Source organism: Sphingopyxis sp. GW821-FHT02C12 (assembly GCF_059421785.1).
On the sequence record NZ_JBWKVQ010000002.1, the window covers coordinates 1312864 to 1331024 of the forward strand.

An 18161-nucleotide genomic window follows, 5' to 3' on the forward strand; every position below is an offset into this window, starting at 1 on the left:
CGATGTATCTTCCCAACCTCCTGGTCATCGGCGCGATGAAGTGCGGGACCAGCAGCCTGCACAATTATCTGGCGCGCCATCCGGACATCTTCATGTCGGAAGAAAAGGAGATCAACTTCTTCACCGGTTCGAACAGCAACCAGTCGCTCGACTGGTACAAGGCGCAGTTCCCGGTCGACGCGCCGATCCGCGGCGAATCCTCGCAAAATTATTCGAAGCGCCACAACCCCCTGTTCCCCGGCGCGGCCGAGGCGATCAAGGCGGTGATCCCCGACGTGAAGCTGATCTATGTCGTGCGCGACCCGATCGAGCGGTACCGCTCGCACAAGGTCGAAAATTACCATGGGGAAACGCCCGCCGCGCGCCAATGGTCTGAGGCGAGCGACAATCAGGTGATGACGGGCATGTATGCCTACCAGCTCGAATCCTTCCTCGACCATTTCCCGATGGAGCAGATCAAGGTCGTCGACGCCGACAGCCTGCTCAACCACCGGCACATGACGATGAACATGATCTTTTCCTTCCTCGGGCTCGAATGGCTCGAGGATCCCGACAGCTTCTCGTTCAAGACGAACGAAAATTCGTCGAACGGTATTCCGGTGCATTGGCAGAAATCCCTGCCCTATCGCGCCGCGCGCAAGCTGGCGCCCTTCGATTTCGACGCACTGATGAACCGTCCGGCGATCAGCCGCCGGCTCTTCTACGGCCTCAACAAGCCCGATCTGAGCGAGGAAGAGGTCGACCGGCTGAAGGAACGTTATGCAAAGGACGTCGCGCAGCTGCGCGCACTGACCGGCATGGATTTTGCCGGCTGGCAGGTCTGACCGACGCCCCATGCGCCGTATTCGCGTCATCCCCGTGCTGACCATCGACCGCGATGCGCGGCTGGTGAAGACGGTCGGCTTCGGCAAGCGCACCTATATCGGTGACCCGATCAACGCCGTGCGCATCTTCAACACCAAGATGGTCGACGAAATCCTGCTGCTCGACATCGACGCCAGCACCGACGGACGCGGACCCAATTTCGATGCGATCGGCGACATCGTCGAAGAGGCCTTCCTGCCGATGGGCTATGGCGGCGGTATCCGCAGCGTCGACGACGCGGCGCGGCTGTTTGCACTCGGGCTGGAAAAGGTCGTGCTGTCGACCGAAGCCTTCGCAGAACCGGGGCTGGTGACGGCGATCGCCGAACGTTTCGGCAGCCAGGCGGTCGCGGTGTCGCTCCCCTATGGTCGCAAGCTCATCGGCGGCGAGCAGGTCCTGACCCGCAGCGGAAAGCAGCGCACCGGCCAGGCGCCGGTCGCGGCGGCGCAGGCGATGGCGACGGCGGGCGCCGGCGAGCTCATCGTCTACAGCATCGACCGCGACGGCAAATGGACCGGCTTCGACCTGCCGACGGTTAGCGCGGTCGCGGCGGCGGTCGCCATCCCGGTGGTCGCGTGCGGCGGTGCGGCGGGGCTCGACGATTTCCTGCCCGCGATCCGCGACGGCGGCGCCTCGGCGGTCGCGGCGTCGAGCCTGTTCGTCTATCGCGCGCCCAAACAGGGGGTGCTGATTTCCTATCCCGACGAGGCCGATCTGCGCGACCGGCTGTTCGCAAAGCTCGATGCATGACCCTGGCCACTTCGCCCCTGCCCGCAACCTCGGCGCAGGTCTGCACGCGAACGGTGATGGACGGCAGCGATCCCGACATCCGGTTCGACGCCGACGGGGTGTGCAACTACTGGCACGAATATCAGGCTTTCGCCGCGACGCTGCCCGATGCCGCCGCCAAACAGGCGCGGCTCGACACGCTGCTGGCGGCGGTGCGCGCCGACGGCAAGGGCAAGGCCTATGACTGCGTCATCGGCCTGTCGGGCGGGGTCGACAGCAGCTATGTCACCTGGCTCGCGAAGCAATGGGACCTGCGGCCACTGATCGTCCACTTCGACAATGGCTGGAACAACGAACTCGCGGTCCGCAATATCGAGAATATCTGCAAAAAGCTCGATTTCGAACTCCACACCTTCGTGATGGACTGGGACGAGTTCCGCGACCTGCAGCGCGCCTATTTCAAGGCGTCGGTGGTCGATATCGAGGTGCCGACCGATCACATGATCTCGGGTGCGCTCTACCGGCTCGCGGCGAAGTACAACCTCAAATACATTCTCTCGGGCCTCAACCACGCCACCGAATGGCTGATGCCGCCGTCGTGGAACTATGCGAAGTTCGACCTCGTCAACCTGAAGAGCATCCACCGGACATTCGGCGAGAAGCCGCTCAGGAAACTCCCCGCGCTCGGGGTCTGGCAGCGCGCCTGGTATCAGCTGGTGCGCGGCATCCACAGCGAAGCTGTGCTCGACCTCGTCGATTTCGACAAGGCGAAGGCCAAGGAGTTGCTGATCCGCGAACTCGACTGGGTCGATTATGGCGGCAAACATTATGAATCGCTCTTCACCCGTTTTTACCAGGGTTACATCCTCCCGCGGAAATTCGGTGTCGACAAACGCAAGGCGCATCTGTCGAACCTGATCCTGTCGGGTCAGGCGACGCGCGACGAAGCATTGCGCGAATTGCAACAACCGACCTATGACGCGGCGATGCAGGAGCGCGACAAGGCCTATGTTCGCAAGAAGCTGGGGTTCAGCGAGGCCGAATTCGAAGAGCTGCTGGTGCGGCCCAACCAGCGGCACGAGATTTACGGCACCGACCGAAAGCAGCGCGAATTCTATTTTCGCGTCATAGGCACGGCCGGCAAGATCCTGCGTACCGTCGGATTGAAGCGCTGATGGCGACGACGCTCGACCTCCTGGCACCGCCGCTGCGGATCCTGCTCATCTCGCCGCAACCCTGGGCAGGGCTTCAGGTTTCGAAGCATCACTATGCCCGTGAACTCGCGGCGCTGGGGCACACCGTCTATTTCGTTAATCCGCCGAACGGCGGCGACGCCATCCGCCTGTCGCCGAGCGATGTTCCCGGCATCACCCTCGTCGACCATCCGCGCATGCCCGCCTCACGCACAAAATATCGTGCGCAATGGCTGTTCATCTGGGCCGCGCGGCGGCGGGCGAAGGCGATCGCCCGCGCCGTCGGCCCGGTCGACCTGTTGTGGGATTTCGACAATGCGCGGCAATTCGCCGACCATCGCGCCTTTGCCGCACCCTTTTCGATCCTGCACGTCGTCGACATGCTCGATCCCGGCGATACGATGCACCGCCATGCCGATCTGATACTCGGCGTCGACGAGTTGCTGATCGCCGAAATCGCGCCTTCGAAGGCGCCGCGGCATGTCGTCGGCCACGGCCTCTCACCGTTGTTCGCGCGCGCGGCACAGCGCCGCCTCGCCGCGCCGCGGAAACGCGATGCGGATGCTCCGGTCACCGTCGGTTTCATCGGCAACCTTGCGCAGCCGGCGATGGACCGCGAGCGCTTCGCCCGCCTCGTCGCCGAACGGCCCGACTGCCTCTTCCGCTTCATCGGCCCCGTCCAGGGCGGCACCCCCGAAAGCCATGCCTGGGCCGACACGCTGGCGCAGCGGCCGAATGTCGAGCTGGCGGGGTTGCTGACCGGCGACGCGCTGATCGCGGCGGCAGAGGATGTCGATGTCTGGCTTCTGCTCTACGACTATGCCCGCGACCGCAATCGCGGGGTCAATTCGCACAAATTGCTCGAATATTTCGCGCTCGGCGGTGAGGTGGTCAGCAGCCCGATCGCAGCGCAGGCCGGTGCCCCTGGCATCTTCATGGCGCCGCGCGAGGCGCCCGGCGAAATCGGCGCCAAGCTCGATGCGGCGATCGCCGCCGTGCGCGAAGGTCGCGACACGGGCTGGCGCAAACGCGTCGAACTGGCGCTCGCCAACAGCTATCGCGCCCATGCCGAGCGCATCGCCGCCCATCTGAAAGCCGTCATGATCTGAAGGACCCGATGACATGAGCATGGAGATCAACGCCAGCAGCCGCTTCGCGAACCGTGTCCTGCGCCGGATCGGGCAATTTTCGCGGCTCAACCGCAATGTTTCCGCCCATGTCGGAGGGGCCCAGGTGGCGGTGCCGGTGTCGGCGGGGCTGATGGCCGAACTGACCGAGCCGTGGATGCTTGCGCTGTTGTGCCGGTTGATGGGCATGACGACCGGCGCCTTCGTCGATGTCGGGGTGAATCTCGGCCAGACGCTGATCAAAGTGAAAGCGATCGATCCGGGCCGCCGCTATGTCGGGTTCGAACCCAATCCGGTGTGCGTCCATTATGTCGAGGAATTGCTTGCCGCCAACGGCTGGCGCGATTGCCGCGTCGTGCCCGCCGGGCTGGGGGCGCGAAGCGGGATCGTGACGCTCGAACTCTACAACGGCCGCAGCGGCGATTCCTCGGCGTCGATCGTCGAAGGGTTCCGCCCCGGCGAGACGATCAGCTTTCGCAAGACCGTCGCCATCCTCGGCGCATCGGACCTGCCCGACGACCTGCTCGCCGCACCCGTCGGCCTCGTCAAGATCGACGTCGAGGGCGCCGAGGCCGACGTGATCGACGCGCTCGCGCCGGTCATCGCGCGCGACCGCCCGCTGATCTCGATGGAAATCCTGCCCTGCTACGACGAAGGCCGCACCGATCGCATCGCGCGGCAGGCCCGCATCGAAGCGCGCTTCGCCGAACTCGACTATCGCATGCTGCGGGTACTCCACGAAGGGCGCGGCGGCGGTTTCGAACTGGCGCCGATCGAGGCGATCGGCATCCATGGCGACCTTTCGCTCTCCGAATATGTCGTCTGCCCTGCCGAGCGCGTCGCCGAAGTTCTCGCCGGCTGACGCGCGATCACAGCTTTTTGGGATAGAAGCCCAGCTTGCGCTTGATCCGCCGCTCGAGCAATTCGCGCCGTCCGAGGTTGAGCAGGGTGATCGGGTTGTCGAACATCGCCCGGTCGGACATTTGCGCGGTGGCGAGGCGTGGGTTGGCCGCAAGCATCGCGCGATAGCGCTCGACCGCCGCCGGGCGCGCGACGAATAGTTTATATTGCGTGATCAGAAAGGGTTGCAGCCGATCCTTCATCTCGGTGAGCATATGGATCGCGGCGACCGACACGTCGGGCCAGCCGATGCCGAAAAAATCATGGATGATCATCACGCCGTCGTCGGCCAGAACGGTTTCGGCAAGGCGCATGTCGTGAACGACATTCGCATAGGCATGGCCGCCATCGACGCTGAACAGCCGGACGTCGCCGATGCGCGCGCGCAGCGCCTCGGGCGTCAGCGTCAGCGTGTCGACGGTCCAGATTTCTTGCTCGTCGAGCGCGATGCCGAGTTTGTCGCGATTGTCGAAAAAGGCCTTGTCGCGGCCGGCGTGAATACCGGTGTTCAGGCCGTCATCCTTGAACAGGTCGATCGCGAGCGCGCGTTCGCCGGCCTGGCGGAGCAGCGCGAGAATGAAGTAGAGCTTGCCATGATGGACGCCGATTTCGGCGAGATTGCCCTTGATCCCCGCCTCGACCTGCCAGCGCCCGATCGCGTCGATCGCCGCCCATTCGACATGGCCGAAATAGCCCGCGACGGCCTCGATCTGCCGGTCGATATATTGGTCGAGCGCGTCGAAATTTGCGGGCAAAGGTGAAACTCCATGGAGGGACGCCACGGGCTATCGCACCGGGCCGGTGCGGGCAACAGCGCGTTCGGTGGGGTTTCAGCCGGCCAGCGGTGCCTGAATATCGGCGCTCGCCTGATTGACCTCTTCGGGCGGCCGAAATTCGGGGACGAGGTCGTGCAGGATGTCGAGGCATGCCTCGGCCCGGCCATGGTCCATCGCGTCGCGCAGCAGGTCGAGCTTCGCCGACAGGTCGGCCCATTCGAGCATCGCCTCGCGCGCCTGCATGATGCGGCTGTGGCTCGTCGGCTTGGGATCGTCGCCGATCAGCAGTTCCTCGTAGAGTTTTTCGCCCTGGCGCAGTCCGACCTCGGCGATCTCGATGTCGCCGTCGGGATGATCCTCGTCGCGCACCGTCAGCCCCGACAGGTTGATCATCGTGCGCGCCAGTTCGATGATCCGCACCGGCTTGCCCATGTCGAGCACGAACACCTCGCCGCCCTTAGCCATCGCGCCGGCCTGGATAACGAGCTGCGCGGCTTCGGGGATGGTCATGAAGAAACGCGTGACGTCGCGGTGGGTGACGGTGACCGGTCCGCCTATCCGGATCTGCTCGCGAAACAGCGGCACGACCGAGCCGCTCGACCCCAGCACATTGCCGAAGCGGACCATCGCGAAGATGGTCTTGCTGCCGCGGCCCGCGAGGCCCTGCAGCACCAGTTCGCACACGCGTTTCGAGGCGCCCATGACGTTGGTCGGGCGCACCGCCTTGTCGGTGCTGATCAGCACGAAGTTCGTGACCCCGACGCGGTCGGCCTCGCTCGCCATGAACAGGGTGCCGCACACATTGTTGCCGATGCCGGCGATCGGGTTCGCCTCGACCAGCGGCACATGCTTATAGGCGGCGGCGTGGAATATCGTGTCGGGCCGCCACCGCGCGAGCAGACGCCGCACGGTGGGCTGGTCGGTGACATTGCCCAGTTCCTCGACCAGTTCGGGCTGCTGCCCTTCGGGCAATTCGGCGATCACCGCCTGCAGTTCCTGACCGATCGCATAGAGGCCATATTCGGACGATTCGACGAGGATCAGCCGGTCGGGGCGCATCGTCACGATCTGGCGGCAGAGTTCGCTGCCGATCGAGCCGCCGGCACCGCTCACCATCACGGTTTTGCCGACGATCGTGCGGCCGAGCAGCAACTGGTTCGGCGGCACCGGATCGCGGCCGAGCAAATCCTCGATCTGGACGTCGCGCAGGTCGCTGACCGACACCTGTTCGTCGATGATCTGCCGCATATTGGGCAGCATGCGGACGCGGATCGGCCAGTCTTCGAGCGATTTCATCACCCGGCGCCGCTTCGAGCGGGTGACGTGGGGCAGCGCGAGCAGCACGTCGGTGACGCCGAAGCTATCGACCAGATAAGGCAGTTTCGGGCGCGAATAGATGGGCACGCCGTCGATGATCTCGCCCTCGATCTTGCGGTCGTCGTCGATGAAGCCGACGAGCCGCATCCCCGGATCGCCGCGCAGCGCCATCGCAAGCTGTTGCCCCGCCTCGCCCGCGCCATAGATGAGCACGACCGACTGCTGCTGGATATCGCGGCGCTTGAGCAGGTCGACGACGGCGTAGCGCGCGATGATACGCGCGGTGGCGAGGAACAGCAGGAACAGCAAAGGCTGGATGAACGCCAGGGTCCGCGGGATGCCGGTCATCCCGATGATCCCGAAAATGACGATGAGCGGGATCGAATAGAGGAGGACCGAGTAGCCGAGCCCGACCATAGTGCGCCCGCCCGAGAAGCGCAGGATCGAACTATAGGTGCCACGCATCAGGAAGATCGGCAGCCAGCTCGACAGCGCGATGACCGCCGCCAGCCCGACCTCGCGATCAAAGATTTCCCAGCGGCCGAGACGAAGCGAGAAAGCGACCAGAACCGCGGCGACGCAAAGCAATGCGTCGGCGACGATCAGGATCGCGCGCTTCTCGCTGCGGCCGAGCGCGACCAGCGTTTCGAGCATTGCGAGGATATGCTCCTCGACCACCCCCCAAATTCGCCCCAATATCATGCCGCGACGCTCTCCCCGGTCTTGAGGAAGCGCTGCGTCCGCCCTTCGAGGACGAGCGCGGTGAGCATGCCGCTGCGATAGGCGCCGGTATCGATGCCGATGCGGTTCGCGCGGCAATCGACGTCGGCGGTGATCGTGTGGCCGTGAACGACCATCACGCCATGGTCCCGGTCGTCATCGAGAAATTGCTCGCGGATCCAGCGCAGGTCGTGGACCTGTTGCTGGTCGAGCGGGCGCCCGGGAAAAATCCCTGCATGAACAAAGAGATAGTCGCCAATCTGCACATAATCCACCATCGAGCGGAACAAACGAACATGCGAAGCCGGTATGCCGGCATGGATTTTGGCGACCAATGCCTCTCTATCGCCGAAAATTGTCGAGTCTTCAAGTCCGTAGCTCTGCAGCGCCTGCTCGCCGCCATAGCGGATCCAGCCGGGGAGCTGCGAATGCGCGCCATCGAGGATTTCGAGCAGCGCTTCTTCGTGATTGCCCATCAGCAGATGCAGTTCGTCGATGCCGGAAGGCCTGGTCAACAGCCGTTCGACGACCTGTGCCGATTGCGGGCCGCGATCGATGAGGTCGCCCAGCATCACGAGATGGACGGTATCCGCCGGATCGCGCGCACTTTCGTCGGCGATCCGCGCGAGCAGCGCGTCGAGCAGGTCGAGCCGGCCATGGACGTCGCCGATGGCATAGACGCGCGTGCCGGTCGGCACCTGCGGCCAGTCTTCGGATACGGGTTCGGGGGCCGCTTTGCGGCTGAAAAGTCTTTTTAACATGGTCTTACCGATTGAAACTGACGCCCTACCCCAAATCGTCGGTCTATGCCGCAGCGCCGTAGCAACGCACGAACCCTGATCGGGATGCATGGCTTCAGGCATTTACCGGCGATCATTGCAATGACAAGGATCACACCCTGACGAGTTTCGACACGAAGTTAAGCGGATAACAACCAAAATCAATTAGGGACAGCGCCATGAACAGCCGAGGCAAGAGCGAAAAATGAAGGTGATGACGGTGTTCGGGACGCGTCCCGAAGCGATCAAGATGTTCCCTGTGGTGCACGCCTTGCGACGCCAGTCGGGGCTCGACGTCCGTGTCTGCGTCACCGCGCAGCATCGCGAGATGCTCGACCAGGTGCTCGAAATCGCCCGGATCACGCCCGACATCGACCTTGACGTCATGCAGGCGAACCAGACGCTCGACGGGCTGCTGGCGCGGCTGGTCGTCGGTTTGGGCGAGACGTTCGACGCCGAGAAGCCCGACCGCATCCTCGTCCATGGCGACACGCTGACGACGATGGCGGCGACGCTGTCGGCCTATTTCCGCAAGATTCCCGTCGGCCATGTCGAGGCGGGGCTGCGCAGCGGCAACATCTATCACCCCTGGCCCGAGGAGGTGAACCGCAAGGTCACCGGCGCGGTCGCCGACCTCCATTTTGCACCCACCGAAACCGCCGCAGCGGCGCTGCGGGCGGAGAATGTGCCGGCGGCGAGTATCCATATCACCGGCAATACCGTGATCGACGCCTTGCTGGCGACGAAGACGCGGATCGACGAGGAGCCATCGCTGGCGGCGGGGCTCGATCCCTTGCTCGCGCGGTTCGCCGGCAAGCGCATCGTCGCGGTCACCTCGCACCGGCGCGAGAATTTCGGCGACGGCATGAAGGCGATCGCCGATGCCATCGCCGCGATCGCGGCACGCCCCGACGTCGCGGTGATCTTTCCGGTCCATCCCAACCCGCATGTGCGTGCGGCGATGGAGCCGATCCTTGGTGCCCTCGGCAATGTCGCACTGATCGATCCGCTCGATTATCCGCATTTCGTCCGCCTGCTCGCGTCAAGCGAACTGGTGCTGACCGATAGCGGCGGGGTGCAGGAAGAAGCGCCCTCGCTCGGCAAGCCGGTACTGGTGATGCGCGAGACGACCGAGCGGCCCGAAGGTATCGAAGCCGGCACCGCGCGGCTCGTAGGTACGAACAAGGACCGCATCGTTTCCGAAATTTTCAGCCTTTTGGACGATGAAGAAGCCTATGCCGCCATGGCGCGCGCCCACAATCCTTTCGGCGACGGCACGGCTGGCACCCAGATTGCGGAGATTGTCGCGCGTGCCCGTTGATATCGAACAGAAAGTCACCGTCGTCGGCCTCGGCTATATCGGCCTGCCGACCGCCGCACTGATCGCGCGCTCGGGCTGCAAGGTCACCGGCATCGACGTCAGCGCGCATGTCGTCGAGACCGTCAACAACGGCAAGGTCCATATCGAGGAAGTCGACCTCGACGGTCTGGTCCAGGGGGTCGTGTCGCGCGGCGCGCTCGTCGCGTCGACGACGATGGTCGCCGCCGACACCTTCGTCATCGCGGTACCGACCCCGCACGACGACGAGCATCGCCCCGACATTTCCCATGTCCTCGATGCCGCACGCGGCATCGCCAAGGTGCTGCAACCGGGCAATCTGGTGATCCTCGAATCGACCTCGCCGGTCGGTACGACCGAGAAGGTCGCCGAACTGCTCGCCGCCGAGCGTCCCGACCTCAAGGTTCCGGGGCGCTGTACCGGCACCCCCGATATCTTCGTCGCTTATTGCCCCGAACGCGTGTTGCCCGGCCGCATCCTGATCGAGCTGGTCGACAACGACCGCTGCATCGGCGGCATCACCCCGCGCTGCGCCCGCCGCGCGATGACCTTTTACCGCCAGTTCGTGCGCGGCGCCTGCGTCACCACCACTGCGCGCGCCGCCGAAATGGTCAAGCTGGTCGAGAACAGCTACCGCGACGTCAACATCGCCTTCGCCAATGAATTGTCGATGATCGCTGACAAGATGGGGGTCGATGTGTGGGACGTGATCCGCCTCGCCAACCGCCATCCGCGCGTCAACATCCTCCAGCCGGGGCCCGGCGTCGGCGGCCATTGCATCGCGGTCGACCCCTGGTTCCTGGTGCATGGCGCCCCCGACGAAAGCCGCCTCATCCGCACCGCGCGCGAGGTCAACCTGGCCAAGACGTCGCATGTTATCGCCGCGACCGCCGCACTCGTCGCGAGCCATCCGCAGGCAAAAATCGGCGTGCTCGGCCTCGCCTTCAAACCCAATATCGACGATTTCCGCGAAAGCCCGGCGGTCGAGGTCGCCGCAGCGCTCGCGCGCCAGTTCGGCAAGCGCATCCAGATCGTCGAACCCTTTGCCAAGGGTCTGCCGATGGAATTCGCCGGCACCGGCGCCGAACTCGTCGAACTCGACGATGCGCTGGCGGACTGTGATGTCATGATCGTGCTCGTCGACCATGATGTGTTCAAATCGGTCCCGCTCGAGGAACGCAGCGGCAAGATCGTTTATGACACGCGCGGACTGTGGCCCGATCAGGGGTGGCCGACGACGGCGCCCGCACCGCGGGCGGTGGCTTAACGTCAAATCCTCCCTGTCGCGAAGCGATGGGGAGGTGGCAGCGCATAGCGCTGACGGAGGGGCAATGGCGCGACGTCGCGGCCCCTCCACCACGCCCTTCGGGCGCGGTCCCCCTCCCCATGGCCTCCGGCCACAGGGAGGATCGCGGCCCTCCCCTTGCACCCCTCGCCCCACTCTCCCATATCCGCCGCATGAACGATCCCCATGCGCATAGTGCCGCGCCCTGGCACGGAACCACCATTCTTTCCGCCCGCAGCGCCGACAAGGTCGTCATCATCGGCGACGGCCAGGTGTCGATGGGCCAGACCGTGATGAAGCCCAACGCGCGCAAGGTGCGCCGCCTGCACGACGGCAGCGTCATCGGCGGTTTCGCCGGCGCGACCGCCGACGCCTTCACCCTGTTCGAACGGCTCGAGAGCAAGCTCGAACGCCACAATGGCCAATTGCTGCGCGCCGCGGTCGAACTCGCCAAGGACTGGCGTACCGACAAATATCTCCGCAACCTCGAAGCGATGATGATCGTCGCCGACAAGGAGGTGACGCTCGTCATCACCGGCAACGGCGACGTGCTCGAACCCAAGGGCGGCGTCGCCGCGATCGGCTCTGGCGGCAATTTCGCGCTGTCGGCCGCTCGCGCACTGGTCGATTATGAAAAGGACCCCGAAGTGCTGGTGCGCAAGGCGATGGAAGTCGCGGCCGACATCTGCGTCTATACCAACGACCAGTTCACCCAAGAAACCATCGAAATCCAGGCATAAGACCACATGAACGAAGCCCTTACCCCGAAGGCGATCGTCGCCGCGCTCGACACGCACATCATCGGCCAGAATGCCGCCAAGCGCGCCGTCGCCGTCGCGATGCGCAACCGCTGGCGCCGCCAGCAGCTCGGCCCCGACCTCCGCGACGAAGTCAGCCCCAAGAATATCCTGATGATCGGCCCCACCGGCTGCGGCAAGACCGAGATTTCGCGCCGCCTGGCCAAGCTCGCCGACGCGCCCTTCATCAAGGTCGAGGCGACGAAATTCACCGAGGTCGGCTATGTCGGCCGCGACGTCGAACAGATCGCCCGTGACCTCGTCGAGGAAGCGGTGCGGCTGGAGAAGGACCGCCGCCGCGAGGCGGTGCGCGCCGCCGCCGAGGAAGCCGCAATGGAACGGCTGCTCGACGCGCTCACCGGCAAGGGCGCCAGCGAAGCGACGCGCCAGAGTTTTCGCCAGCGCATCCGCGAAGGCCATCTCGACGACAGCGAGGTCGAGATCGAGGTTTCCGACGCGCCGTCGATGCCGTTCGAACTGCCGGGCCAGCCGGGGCAGATGAGCATGATCAACCTGTCCGACATGCTCGGCAAGGCGATGGGCGGCCCGCCGAAGAAAAAGCGCAAGCTGAAGGTCATCGAGGCCGCGACGCGGTTGATCGAGGAGGAGCAGGACAAGCGCCTCGACCAGGACGATGTCGCGCGCATCGCGCTCGCCGATGCCGAGGCGAACGGTATCGTCTTCCTCGACGAGATCGACAAGATCGCGGTCAGCGATGTGCGCGGCGGATCGGTAAGCCGCGAGGGCGTCCAACGCGACCTGCTGCCGCTGATCGAAGGCACGACCGTCGCGACCAAATATGGGCCGATGAAGACCGACCATATCCTGTTCATCGCCTCGGGCGCCTTCCATGTCGCCAAGCCGAGCGACCTGCTCCCCGAGCTCCAGGGTCGCCTGCCGATCCGCGTCGAACTCGGCGCCCTGACCGAGGGGGATTTCGTCCGTATCCTCACCGAAACCAAGGCAGGTTTGCCCGAACAGTATAGCGCCCTGATCGCGACCGAGGGCGTGACGCTGAACTTCACGCCCGATGCCATCGCGCGCGTCGCGAAGCTCGCCGCCGACGTCAACGAGAAGGTCGAGAATATCGGCGCGCGGCGATTGCAGACGATCATGGAACGGCTGGTCGAGGAAATCAGCTTCACCGCCGAGGACCGCGGCGGAACGGTCATCGACATCGATGCCGCCTATGTCGACAGCCAGCTTTCCGACATCGTCGGCGACACCGACCTCAGCAAATATGTGCTCTGACGGCCTGCCGCGCGGACGGGCGTAATTCCCGTCCTTTTCAGCCGTTCCTTTGCCGAACTTCATTTGACTTTGCCGCGCCGTCAGTGCGATGAACGGCGCGCAAGGTCGACATGGGTTGCAAACGACCGGCACGGAGATTTTGATGGCAGACGAGGAAGCCCCGGAGCAGGGCGAACTGGCGATCACGCGGACGGGTGACCGGCTGCGGTTGGCCCGCGAAGCCGTGGGCCTGTCGCTCGCCGATGTCGCGACGCGGACGCGCATCACCCAGCGCCATCTCGAAGCGATCGAGAAGTCCGAGTTTTCGGGACTGCCGGGCCGCACCTATGTGACCGGATTCGCGCGCGCCTATGCCCGCGCCGTCGACCTGCCCGAGGCCGAGATCGGCGCGGCCATCCGCCGCGAACTCGAAGAAGACGCTTATGGTTCGCGCCCGCTTTACGAGGCCTATGAACCGACCGACCCGGCGCGCCTGCCGACCGCCCGGCTCGCCTGGACCCTGGTCATCGTCGCGCTGCTGCTCGGGTCCGCTTATGGGATCTGGCGTTTCCTGTCGGTCGAACCCGACGAGGCGCTGATCGCGGCGCAGAATCAGGCCGCCGACAACTCCGAGGCCCCGGCGACCGCGCCCGGCACCGCGCCGGCGCCGAAAGCCGCCGCGCCGGGCCAGGCCGTCCCCGCCGATGCGCCGGTCGTGCTGACCGGCCTGTCCGAAGTGTGGATCGGCTTCGACGATGCGACCGGCAAGACCGAGAATTGGCGCACCCTCGACGCGGGCGAAACCTATGAGGTGCCGGCGGCCTATGTTCAGCAGTTCACGCTGCGCACCAGCATTCCGCAGGCGCTGAAGGTCACCGTCGGCGGCCGCGACATCGGTGCGGTGGGACCCGCCGATACGCTGGTCAAGAATATCTCGCTCAAGCCCGCCGATCTGGTCGCGCGGGCCGACGGCGCGGGGGCGGCGCAAACCATTCCGCCGGTGGCGACGAAGCGCTGAGCGACGCCCGGCCCGCCGGGCTGAAAGGTCGCCGCGCCGAATTGGGTTTGCGCAAGCGGCCCTTGGCGCGTTATGAGCCAGGTAATGGTTAATCGGGTGTGGGAGCCGAAAAGGCAGATGACGATGCGTAACTATTTTCTGGGAACCGCGGCCGCCGCGCTGCTGGTTTCGCTTCCCGGTGCCGCGCACGCGCAGGACGACACGATCGGCAAGCGCGTCGACCGGCTCGAAAAGGAAATGCGCGCGGTACAGCGCTCGGTGTTTCCGGGCGGCAGCCCCGCCTTTTTCGAAGGCGAGATCGCACCCGACAATGTCGCCGGCGACCGGGTGAAGAGCAGCGCGCCGGTGATCGACCTCACCGCGCGTGTCGACGCGCTCGAAAACCAGCTGCAGACGCTGACCGGGCAGACCGAGCAGAACGCGTTCCAGCTGCGTGAACTCGAAAAACAGTTCACCGCCTACAAGGCCGAGGTGGACAAGCGCTTCGCCGCGCCGCCGCCGACGGTCGAAACGACGCCCGCGAGCCTGCCCGTCACGACGGCGGCCAGGCCGCCCGCGACGACGCCCGCCTCGACGACGAAGCCCGCCACGACCACCGCCGCCGCACCGGTGAAAAAGCCCGCGGCGACCCCGGCAGCCCCCGCCGCGAGCGCCGCGCGCCTCGCGCTGGTAAAGAAGGTCGAGATTCCGGCGACGGGAAACGAAACCGACGACGCCTATAACTATGGCTATCGCCTCTGGGAGGCGAAGCTCTACCCCGAGGCGCAGACCCAGCTGAAGGACGTCGTCGCCAAATGGCCGCAGCACCGCCTCGCCAGCTTCGCGCAGAATCTGCTCGGCCGCACCTATCTCGACGAAGGCAAGCCGAGCCTCGCTGCGGTCGCCTTCTATAACAATTACAAAGATCGGCCGAGCGGCGCCCGCGCCCCGCACAGCCTGATGTACATGGGGGTCGCACTCGACAAGCTGGGCCGCAAGGCCGACGCCTGCAAGGCTTTCCGCGAGCTCGAGGAAGTCTATGGCGACAAGGCTCCGCAGGATGTGCGTACCGATGCTGCCGCCGCAAAAACAAAAGCCGGCTGTTGAGGCCGACGCCGTCCACCGGCTGGGGCGCCAGCTGGCGTCGCTCGTCGGTCCGGACTGGCAGCAGCGCAGCTATGGCGTCGCAGTATCGGGCGGGCCGGATTCGATGGCGCTGCTCTGGCTGATGACCAGCCTGCTGCCCGGGCAGGTGCGCGCGGCGACCGTCGATCATGGGTTGCGACAGGGTTCCGACGAGGAAGCCCGCATGGTCGCGGGCTTTTGCGCGCGTGAACTCATCCCGCATGCCACGCTGACCCCGCCGACCCCGATCAAGGGGTCGCAGCAGGCGGCGGCGCGCACCGAACGCTATCGCTTGCTCGAACAGTGGCGCAAGGACGAGGGGCTCGGCCACATCCTCACCGCGCATCATGCCGACGACCAGCTCGAAACGATCGTGATGCGGCTCAACCGCAGCAGCGGCGTCGGCGGGCTGGCGTCGATCCGCGCCAGGAACGGCGCGATTCTGCGTCCGCTGCTTCATTGGCGGCACGACGAACTGGTCCGCATCGCGCTCGACGAGGATCTTCCCTTCGTCGACGACCCGTCGAACAGCGACAGCCGTTTCGACCGTGCCCGGCTGCGTCATGCGCTCGCGTCACAGAAGCTGCTCGACGTCGAGGCGGCATCGCGCTCGGCCGACTGGCTGGCCGAGGCCGACGACGCAATCGACTGGGCGGTCGAACGGCTGATCGCCTCCTGGCCCGATGCCTCCGACATCGCGGTGATCCGCGACGAAGGTTATCCGCCGGAGATTTTCCGCCGGGTCGTCACCCAGCGGCTGCGCGCCAATGACGGGGGCCTTGCGCTACGCGGCGCCTCGCTCGACGGGGTCGTCACGGCGATGAAGAATGGGCGGCGCGCAATGGTGGGGGCGCTGCTGATCGATGCGGTTCCGGGCCTCGCCGGCACGATCTGGCGTATTTCCGCCGCGCCGCGCCGGAAAGCCCGCAAATAACCGCCTTTGGCTCATTGTCATTTAACGCGATTATCCTATCTTGGCAGGGTTGATGCGCGACGTGCGCGATATTTGGAAAGTTTCCGATGCAGGACGACAAGGAACCGCAGGGCAACCCCTGGATGAAGAGCGTGATGATCTGGAGCGGCATCTTGCTCGCCATGCTCCTCGTCGCCTCGATGTTCGGCGGCGCGTCGCAGCCCGCGGGGACCCCGCTGACCTACTCCGAATTCCGCCAGAAGGTTCAGGAGGGCACGGTCAAGGACGTCGTGCTGACGGAGGAGCGCGCCACGGGCACATTGACGAACAACGAACGGTTCAGCGCCAACCTGGTACCCGATCCCAGCCTGCTCAAGCTGCTCAACGACAACAATGTCAAATATGACGGCAAGCCGACCGAAACCGGCAATATCTGGGTCTATCTGCTGATCCAGTCGCTGCCCTTCCTGCTGATTCTCGGCATCGCCTTCTTCGTGTTCCGTCAGGTGCAGAAGAACAACGGTTCGGGCGCGATGGGATTCGGCAAGTCGCGCGCCAAGATGCTTACCGAAAAGCAGGGCAAGGTGACCTTCGACGACGTCGCCGGCATCGACGAGGCGCGCGAGGAGCTTGAGGAAATCGTCGAGTTCCTGAAAGACCCGACCAAATTCTCGAAGCTTGGCGGCCAGATTCCTAAGGGCGCGCTGCTCGTTGGCTCGCCCGGCACCGGCAAGACCCTGCTCGCCCGCGCGATCGCGGGGGAAGCGGGTGTGCCCTTCTTCACCATTTCGGGTTCGGACTTCGTCGAAATGTTTGTCGGCGTCGGCGCCAGCCGTGTCCGCGACATGTTCGAACAGGCCAAGCGCAACGCGCCGTGCATCGTCTTCATCGACGAAATCGACGCCGTCGGCCGCCATCGCGGCGCCGGGCTCGGCAACGGCAATGACGAGCGCGAACAGACGCTCAACCAGCTGCTCGTCGAAATGGACGGCTTCGAGGCGAATGAGGGCATCATCATCGTCGCCGCGACCAACCGCCCCGACGTGCTCGACCCCGCGCTGCTGCGTCCGGGCCGCTTCGACCGCCAAGTCGTCGTGCCGCGCCCCGACATCGAGGGTCGCCAGAAGATTCTTGAGGTGCACACGCGCAAGAAACCGCTCGCGCCTGACGTCGATCTGCGCCGCGTCGCGCGCGGTACGCCGGGCTTCTCGGGCGCCGATCTGGCCAACCTCTGCAACGAAGCCGCACTGCTCGCAGCGCGCAAGGGCAAACGCCTGATCGCCAGCGACGAATTCGAGGAAGCCAAGGACAAGGTCATGATGGGCGCCGAGCGGCGTTCGATGGTGATGACCGAGGACGAGAAGAAGTCGACCGCCTATCATGAGGCCGGCCATGCGCTCGTCTCGCTGCACGTCGAAGGCTGCGACCCGCTCCACAAGGTGACGATCATCCCGCGCGGCCGTGCGCTGGGCGTGACCTGGAACCTGCCCGAGCGTGATCGCTATTCGACCAACATGAAGCAGATGAAGGCGCGGCTCGCGCTCTGCTTCGGCGGCCGCATCGCCGAGCAGCTGATCTATGGCAAGGACGAGCTCAACACGGGCGCGTCGAACGATATCCAGCAGGCGACCGACATGGCGCGTTCGATGGTCATGGAATATGGCATGTCCGAAAAGCTCGGCTGGCTGCGCTACCGCGACAACCAGGACGAGGTGTTCCTCGGCCACAGCGTGTCGCGCGCGCAGAATATGTCCGAAGACACCGCGCGGCTGATCGACGCCGAGGTCCGCCGCCTCGTCGAGGAAGGCGAGAATGTCGCGCGCAAGGTGCTCACCGACAATCTCGACGAGCTTCACCTGCTCGCCGCCGCGCTGCTCGAATATGAGACGCTGTCGGGTGAGGAATCGAAGCGCGCGATCAAGGGCGAGGATATCGGCCGCGAGGACGACCAGAGCAAGCACGGCACCCCGGTGTCGGGCCACGCCGGCTCGCTGCCGCAGATCAAGCGCAAACCGCGCCCCTTCGGTGACGTCAATCCGCAGGGTGCATAAGTTCCGGTCGGTGGGGGGT

General features: G+C 65.1%; 16 protein-coding genes. 13 read left to right on the forward strand and 3 right to left on the reverse strand.

Annotated elements, in window-relative coordinates:
* The first annotated feature begins 2 nt into the window (after nt 1-2).
* From AC07U1_RS21600 to AC07U1_RS21620, 5 genes are read left to right on the forward strand one after another with little or no spacing between them, the layout of a single operon-like run.
* Nucleotides 3-824 carry a sulfotransferase family protein gene (locus AC07U1_RS21600; protein WP_492739654.1) on the forward strand — a complete coding sequence of 274 codons (822 nt, stop codon included), beginning with the start codon at nt 3-5 and terminating at the stop codon, nt 822-824.
* A 10-nt stretch (nt 825-834) separates the two neighbouring features.
* Entirely contained in the window at nt 835-1614 is a 780-nt protein-coding gene (locus tag AC07U1_RS21605; RefSeq protein WP_495177561.1) for a HisA/HisF-related TIM barrel protein, read from the forward strand.
* On the forward strand, nt 1611-2768 hold the full coding sequence (locus AC07U1_RS21610) for an N-acetyl sugar amidotransferase (RefSeq protein WP_495177560.1): 1158 nt from the start codon (nt 1611-1613) through the stop codon (nt 2766-2768). Before AC07U1_RS21605 ends, AC07U1_RS21610 begins: the two co-directional genes overlap by 4 nt.
* Nucleotides 2768-3895, forward strand: a complete 1128-nt coding sequence (locus AC07U1_RS21615; RefSeq protein ID WP_187140116.1) for a glycosyltransferase family protein — start codon at nt 2768-2770, stop codon at nt 3893-3895. The genes AC07U1_RS21610 and AC07U1_RS21615 overlap by 1 nt, the downstream gene beginning before the upstream one ends.
* A gap of 13 nt (nt 3896-3908) precedes the next feature.
* Entirely contained in the window at nt 3909-4775 is an 867-nt protein-coding gene (locus AC07U1_RS21620; RefSeq protein ID WP_495177559.1) for an FkbM family methyltransferase, read from the forward strand.
* A gap of 7 nt (nt 4776-4782) precedes the next feature.
* Here the strand turns inward: AC07U1_RS21620 and AC07U1_RS21625 are convergent, their stop codons facing one another.
* From AC07U1_RS21625 to AC07U1_RS21635, 3 genes are all read right to left on the reverse strand, one after another.
* On the reverse strand, nt 4783-5568 hold the full coding sequence (locus AC07U1_RS21625) for a class I SAM-dependent methyltransferase (protein WP_495177558.1): 786 nt from the start codon (nt 5566-5568) through the stop codon (nt 4783-4785).
* A 75-nt stretch (nt 5569-5643) separates the two neighbouring features.
* Entirely contained in the window at nt 5644-7608 is a 1965-nt protein-coding gene (locus AC07U1_RS21630; protein WP_495177557.1) for a polysaccharide biosynthesis protein, read from the reverse strand.
* Nucleotides 7605-8387: a metallophosphoesterase gene (locus tag AC07U1_RS21635; RefSeq protein WP_495177556.1), complete on the reverse strand. Its 783-nt coding sequence runs from the start codon at nt 8385-8387 to the stop codon at nt 7605-7607. Before AC07U1_RS21635 ends, AC07U1_RS21630 begins: the two co-directional genes overlap by 4 nt.
* Before the next feature lie 223 nt (nt 8388-8610).
* On the opposite strand from AC07U1_RS21635, the gene wecB reads away from it, so the two are divergent.
* From wecB to ftsH, 8 genes are all read left to right on the forward strand, one after another.
* A complete protein-coding gene (gene wecB, locus AC07U1_RS21640) occupies nt 8611-9726 on the forward strand; it encodes a non-hydrolyzing UDP-N-acetylglucosamine 2-epimerase (RefSeq protein WP_495177555.1) in 1116 nt (371 codons plus the stop codon).
* Nucleotides 9716-11011, forward strand: coding sequence for a UDP-N-acetyl-D-mannosamine dehydrogenase (gene wecC / locus AC07U1_RS21645; RefSeq protein WP_495177554.1), 1296 nt, complete (start codon nt 9716-9718; stop codon nt 11009-11011). The genes wecB and wecC overlap by 11 nt, the downstream gene beginning before the upstream one ends.
* A 191-nt stretch (nt 11012-11202) precedes the next feature.
* Nucleotides 11203-11769: an ATP-dependent protease subunit HslV gene (hslV, locus tag AC07U1_RS21650; RefSeq protein WP_495177553.1), complete on the forward strand. Its 567-nt coding sequence runs from the start codon at nt 11203-11205 to the stop codon at nt 11767-11769.
* A gap of 6 nt (nt 11770-11775) precedes the next feature.
* A complete protein-coding gene (hslU, locus tag AC07U1_RS21655; RefSeq protein ID WP_495177552.1) occupies nt 11776-13077 on the forward strand; it encodes an ATP-dependent protease ATPase subunit HslU in 1302 nt (433 codons plus the stop codon).
* A 142-nt stretch (nt 13078-13219) separates the two neighbouring features.
* Entirely contained in the window at nt 13220-14074 is an 855-nt protein-coding gene (locus AC07U1_RS21660; RefSeq protein WP_056351634.1) for a helix-turn-helix domain-containing protein, read from the forward strand.
* A 123-nt stretch (nt 14075-14197) separates the two neighbouring features.
* Nucleotides 14198-15160: a tetratricopeptide repeat protein gene (locus AC07U1_RS21665; protein WP_495177551.1), complete on the forward strand. Its 963-nt coding sequence runs from the start codon at nt 14198-14200 to the stop codon at nt 15158-15160.
* Nucleotides 15114-16112, forward strand: a complete 999-nt coding sequence (gene tilS / locus AC07U1_RS21670; protein WP_495177550.1) for a tRNA lysidine(34) synthetase TilS — start codon at nt 15114-15116, stop codon at nt 16110-16112. The genes AC07U1_RS21665 and tilS overlap by 47 nt, the downstream gene beginning before the upstream one ends.
* Before the next feature lie 86 nt (nt 16113-16198).
* Complete coding sequence (ftsH, locus tag AC07U1_RS21675) at nt 16199-18142, forward strand: ATP-dependent zinc metalloprotease FtsH (protein ID WP_056351640.1); 1944 nt, start codon at nt 16199-16201, stop codon at nt 18140-18142.
* Nucleotides 18143-18161: the final 19 nt, after the last annotated feature.

Coding starts and splice junctions, on each gene's coding strand:
- AC07U1_RS21600 (WP_492739654.1), top strand. CDS start 3: ATGTATCTTCCCAACCTCCTGGTCATCGGCGCGATGAAGTGCGGGACC.
- AC07U1_RS21605 (WP_495177561.1), top strand. CDS start 835: ATGCGCCGTATTCGCGTCATCCCCGTGCTGACCATCGACCGCGATGCG.
- AC07U1_RS21610 (WP_495177560.1), top strand. CDS start 1,611: ATGACCCTGGCCACTTCGCCCCTGCCCGCAACCTCGGCGCAGGTCTGC.
- AC07U1_RS21615 (WP_187140116.1), top strand. CDS start 2,768: ATGGCGACGACGCTCGACCTCCTGGCACCGCCGCTGCGGATCCTGCTC.
- AC07U1_RS21620 (WP_495177559.1), top strand. CDS start 3,909: ATGAGCATGGAGATCAACGCCAGCAGCCGCTTCGCGAACCGTGTCCTG.
- AC07U1_RS21630 (WP_495177557.1), bottom strand. CDS start 7,608: ATGATATTGGGGCGAATTTGGGGGGTGGTCGAGGAGCATATCCTCGCA.
- AC07U1_RS21635 (WP_495177556.1), bottom strand. CDS start 8,387: ATGTTAAAAAGACTTTTCAGCCGCAAAGCGGCCCCCGAACCCGTATCC.
- wecB (WP_495177555.1), top strand. CDS start 8,611: ATGAAGGTGATGACGGTGTTCGGGACGCGTCCCGAAGCGATCAAGATG.
- hslV (WP_495177553.1), top strand. CDS start 11,203: ATGAACGATCCCCATGCGCATAGTGCCGCGCCCTGGCACGGAACCACC.
- hslU (WP_495177552.1), top strand. CDS start 11,776: ATGAACGAAGCCCTTACCCCGAAGGCGATCGTCGCCGCGCTCGACACG.
- AC07U1_RS21660 (WP_056351634.1), top strand. CDS start 13,220: ATGGCAGACGAGGAAGCCCCGGAGCAGGGCGAACTGGCGATCACGCGG.
- AC07U1_RS21665 (WP_495177551.1), top strand. CDS start 14,198: ATGCGTAACTATTTTCTGGGAACCGCGGCCGCCGCGCTGCTGGTTTCG.
- tilS (WP_495177550.1), top strand. CDS start 15,114: ATGTGCGTACCGATGCTGCCGCCGCAAAAACAAAAGCCGGCTGTTGAG.
- ftsH (WP_056351640.1), top strand. CDS start 16,199: ATGCAGGACGACAAGGAACCGCAGGGCAACCCCTGGATGAAGAGCGTG.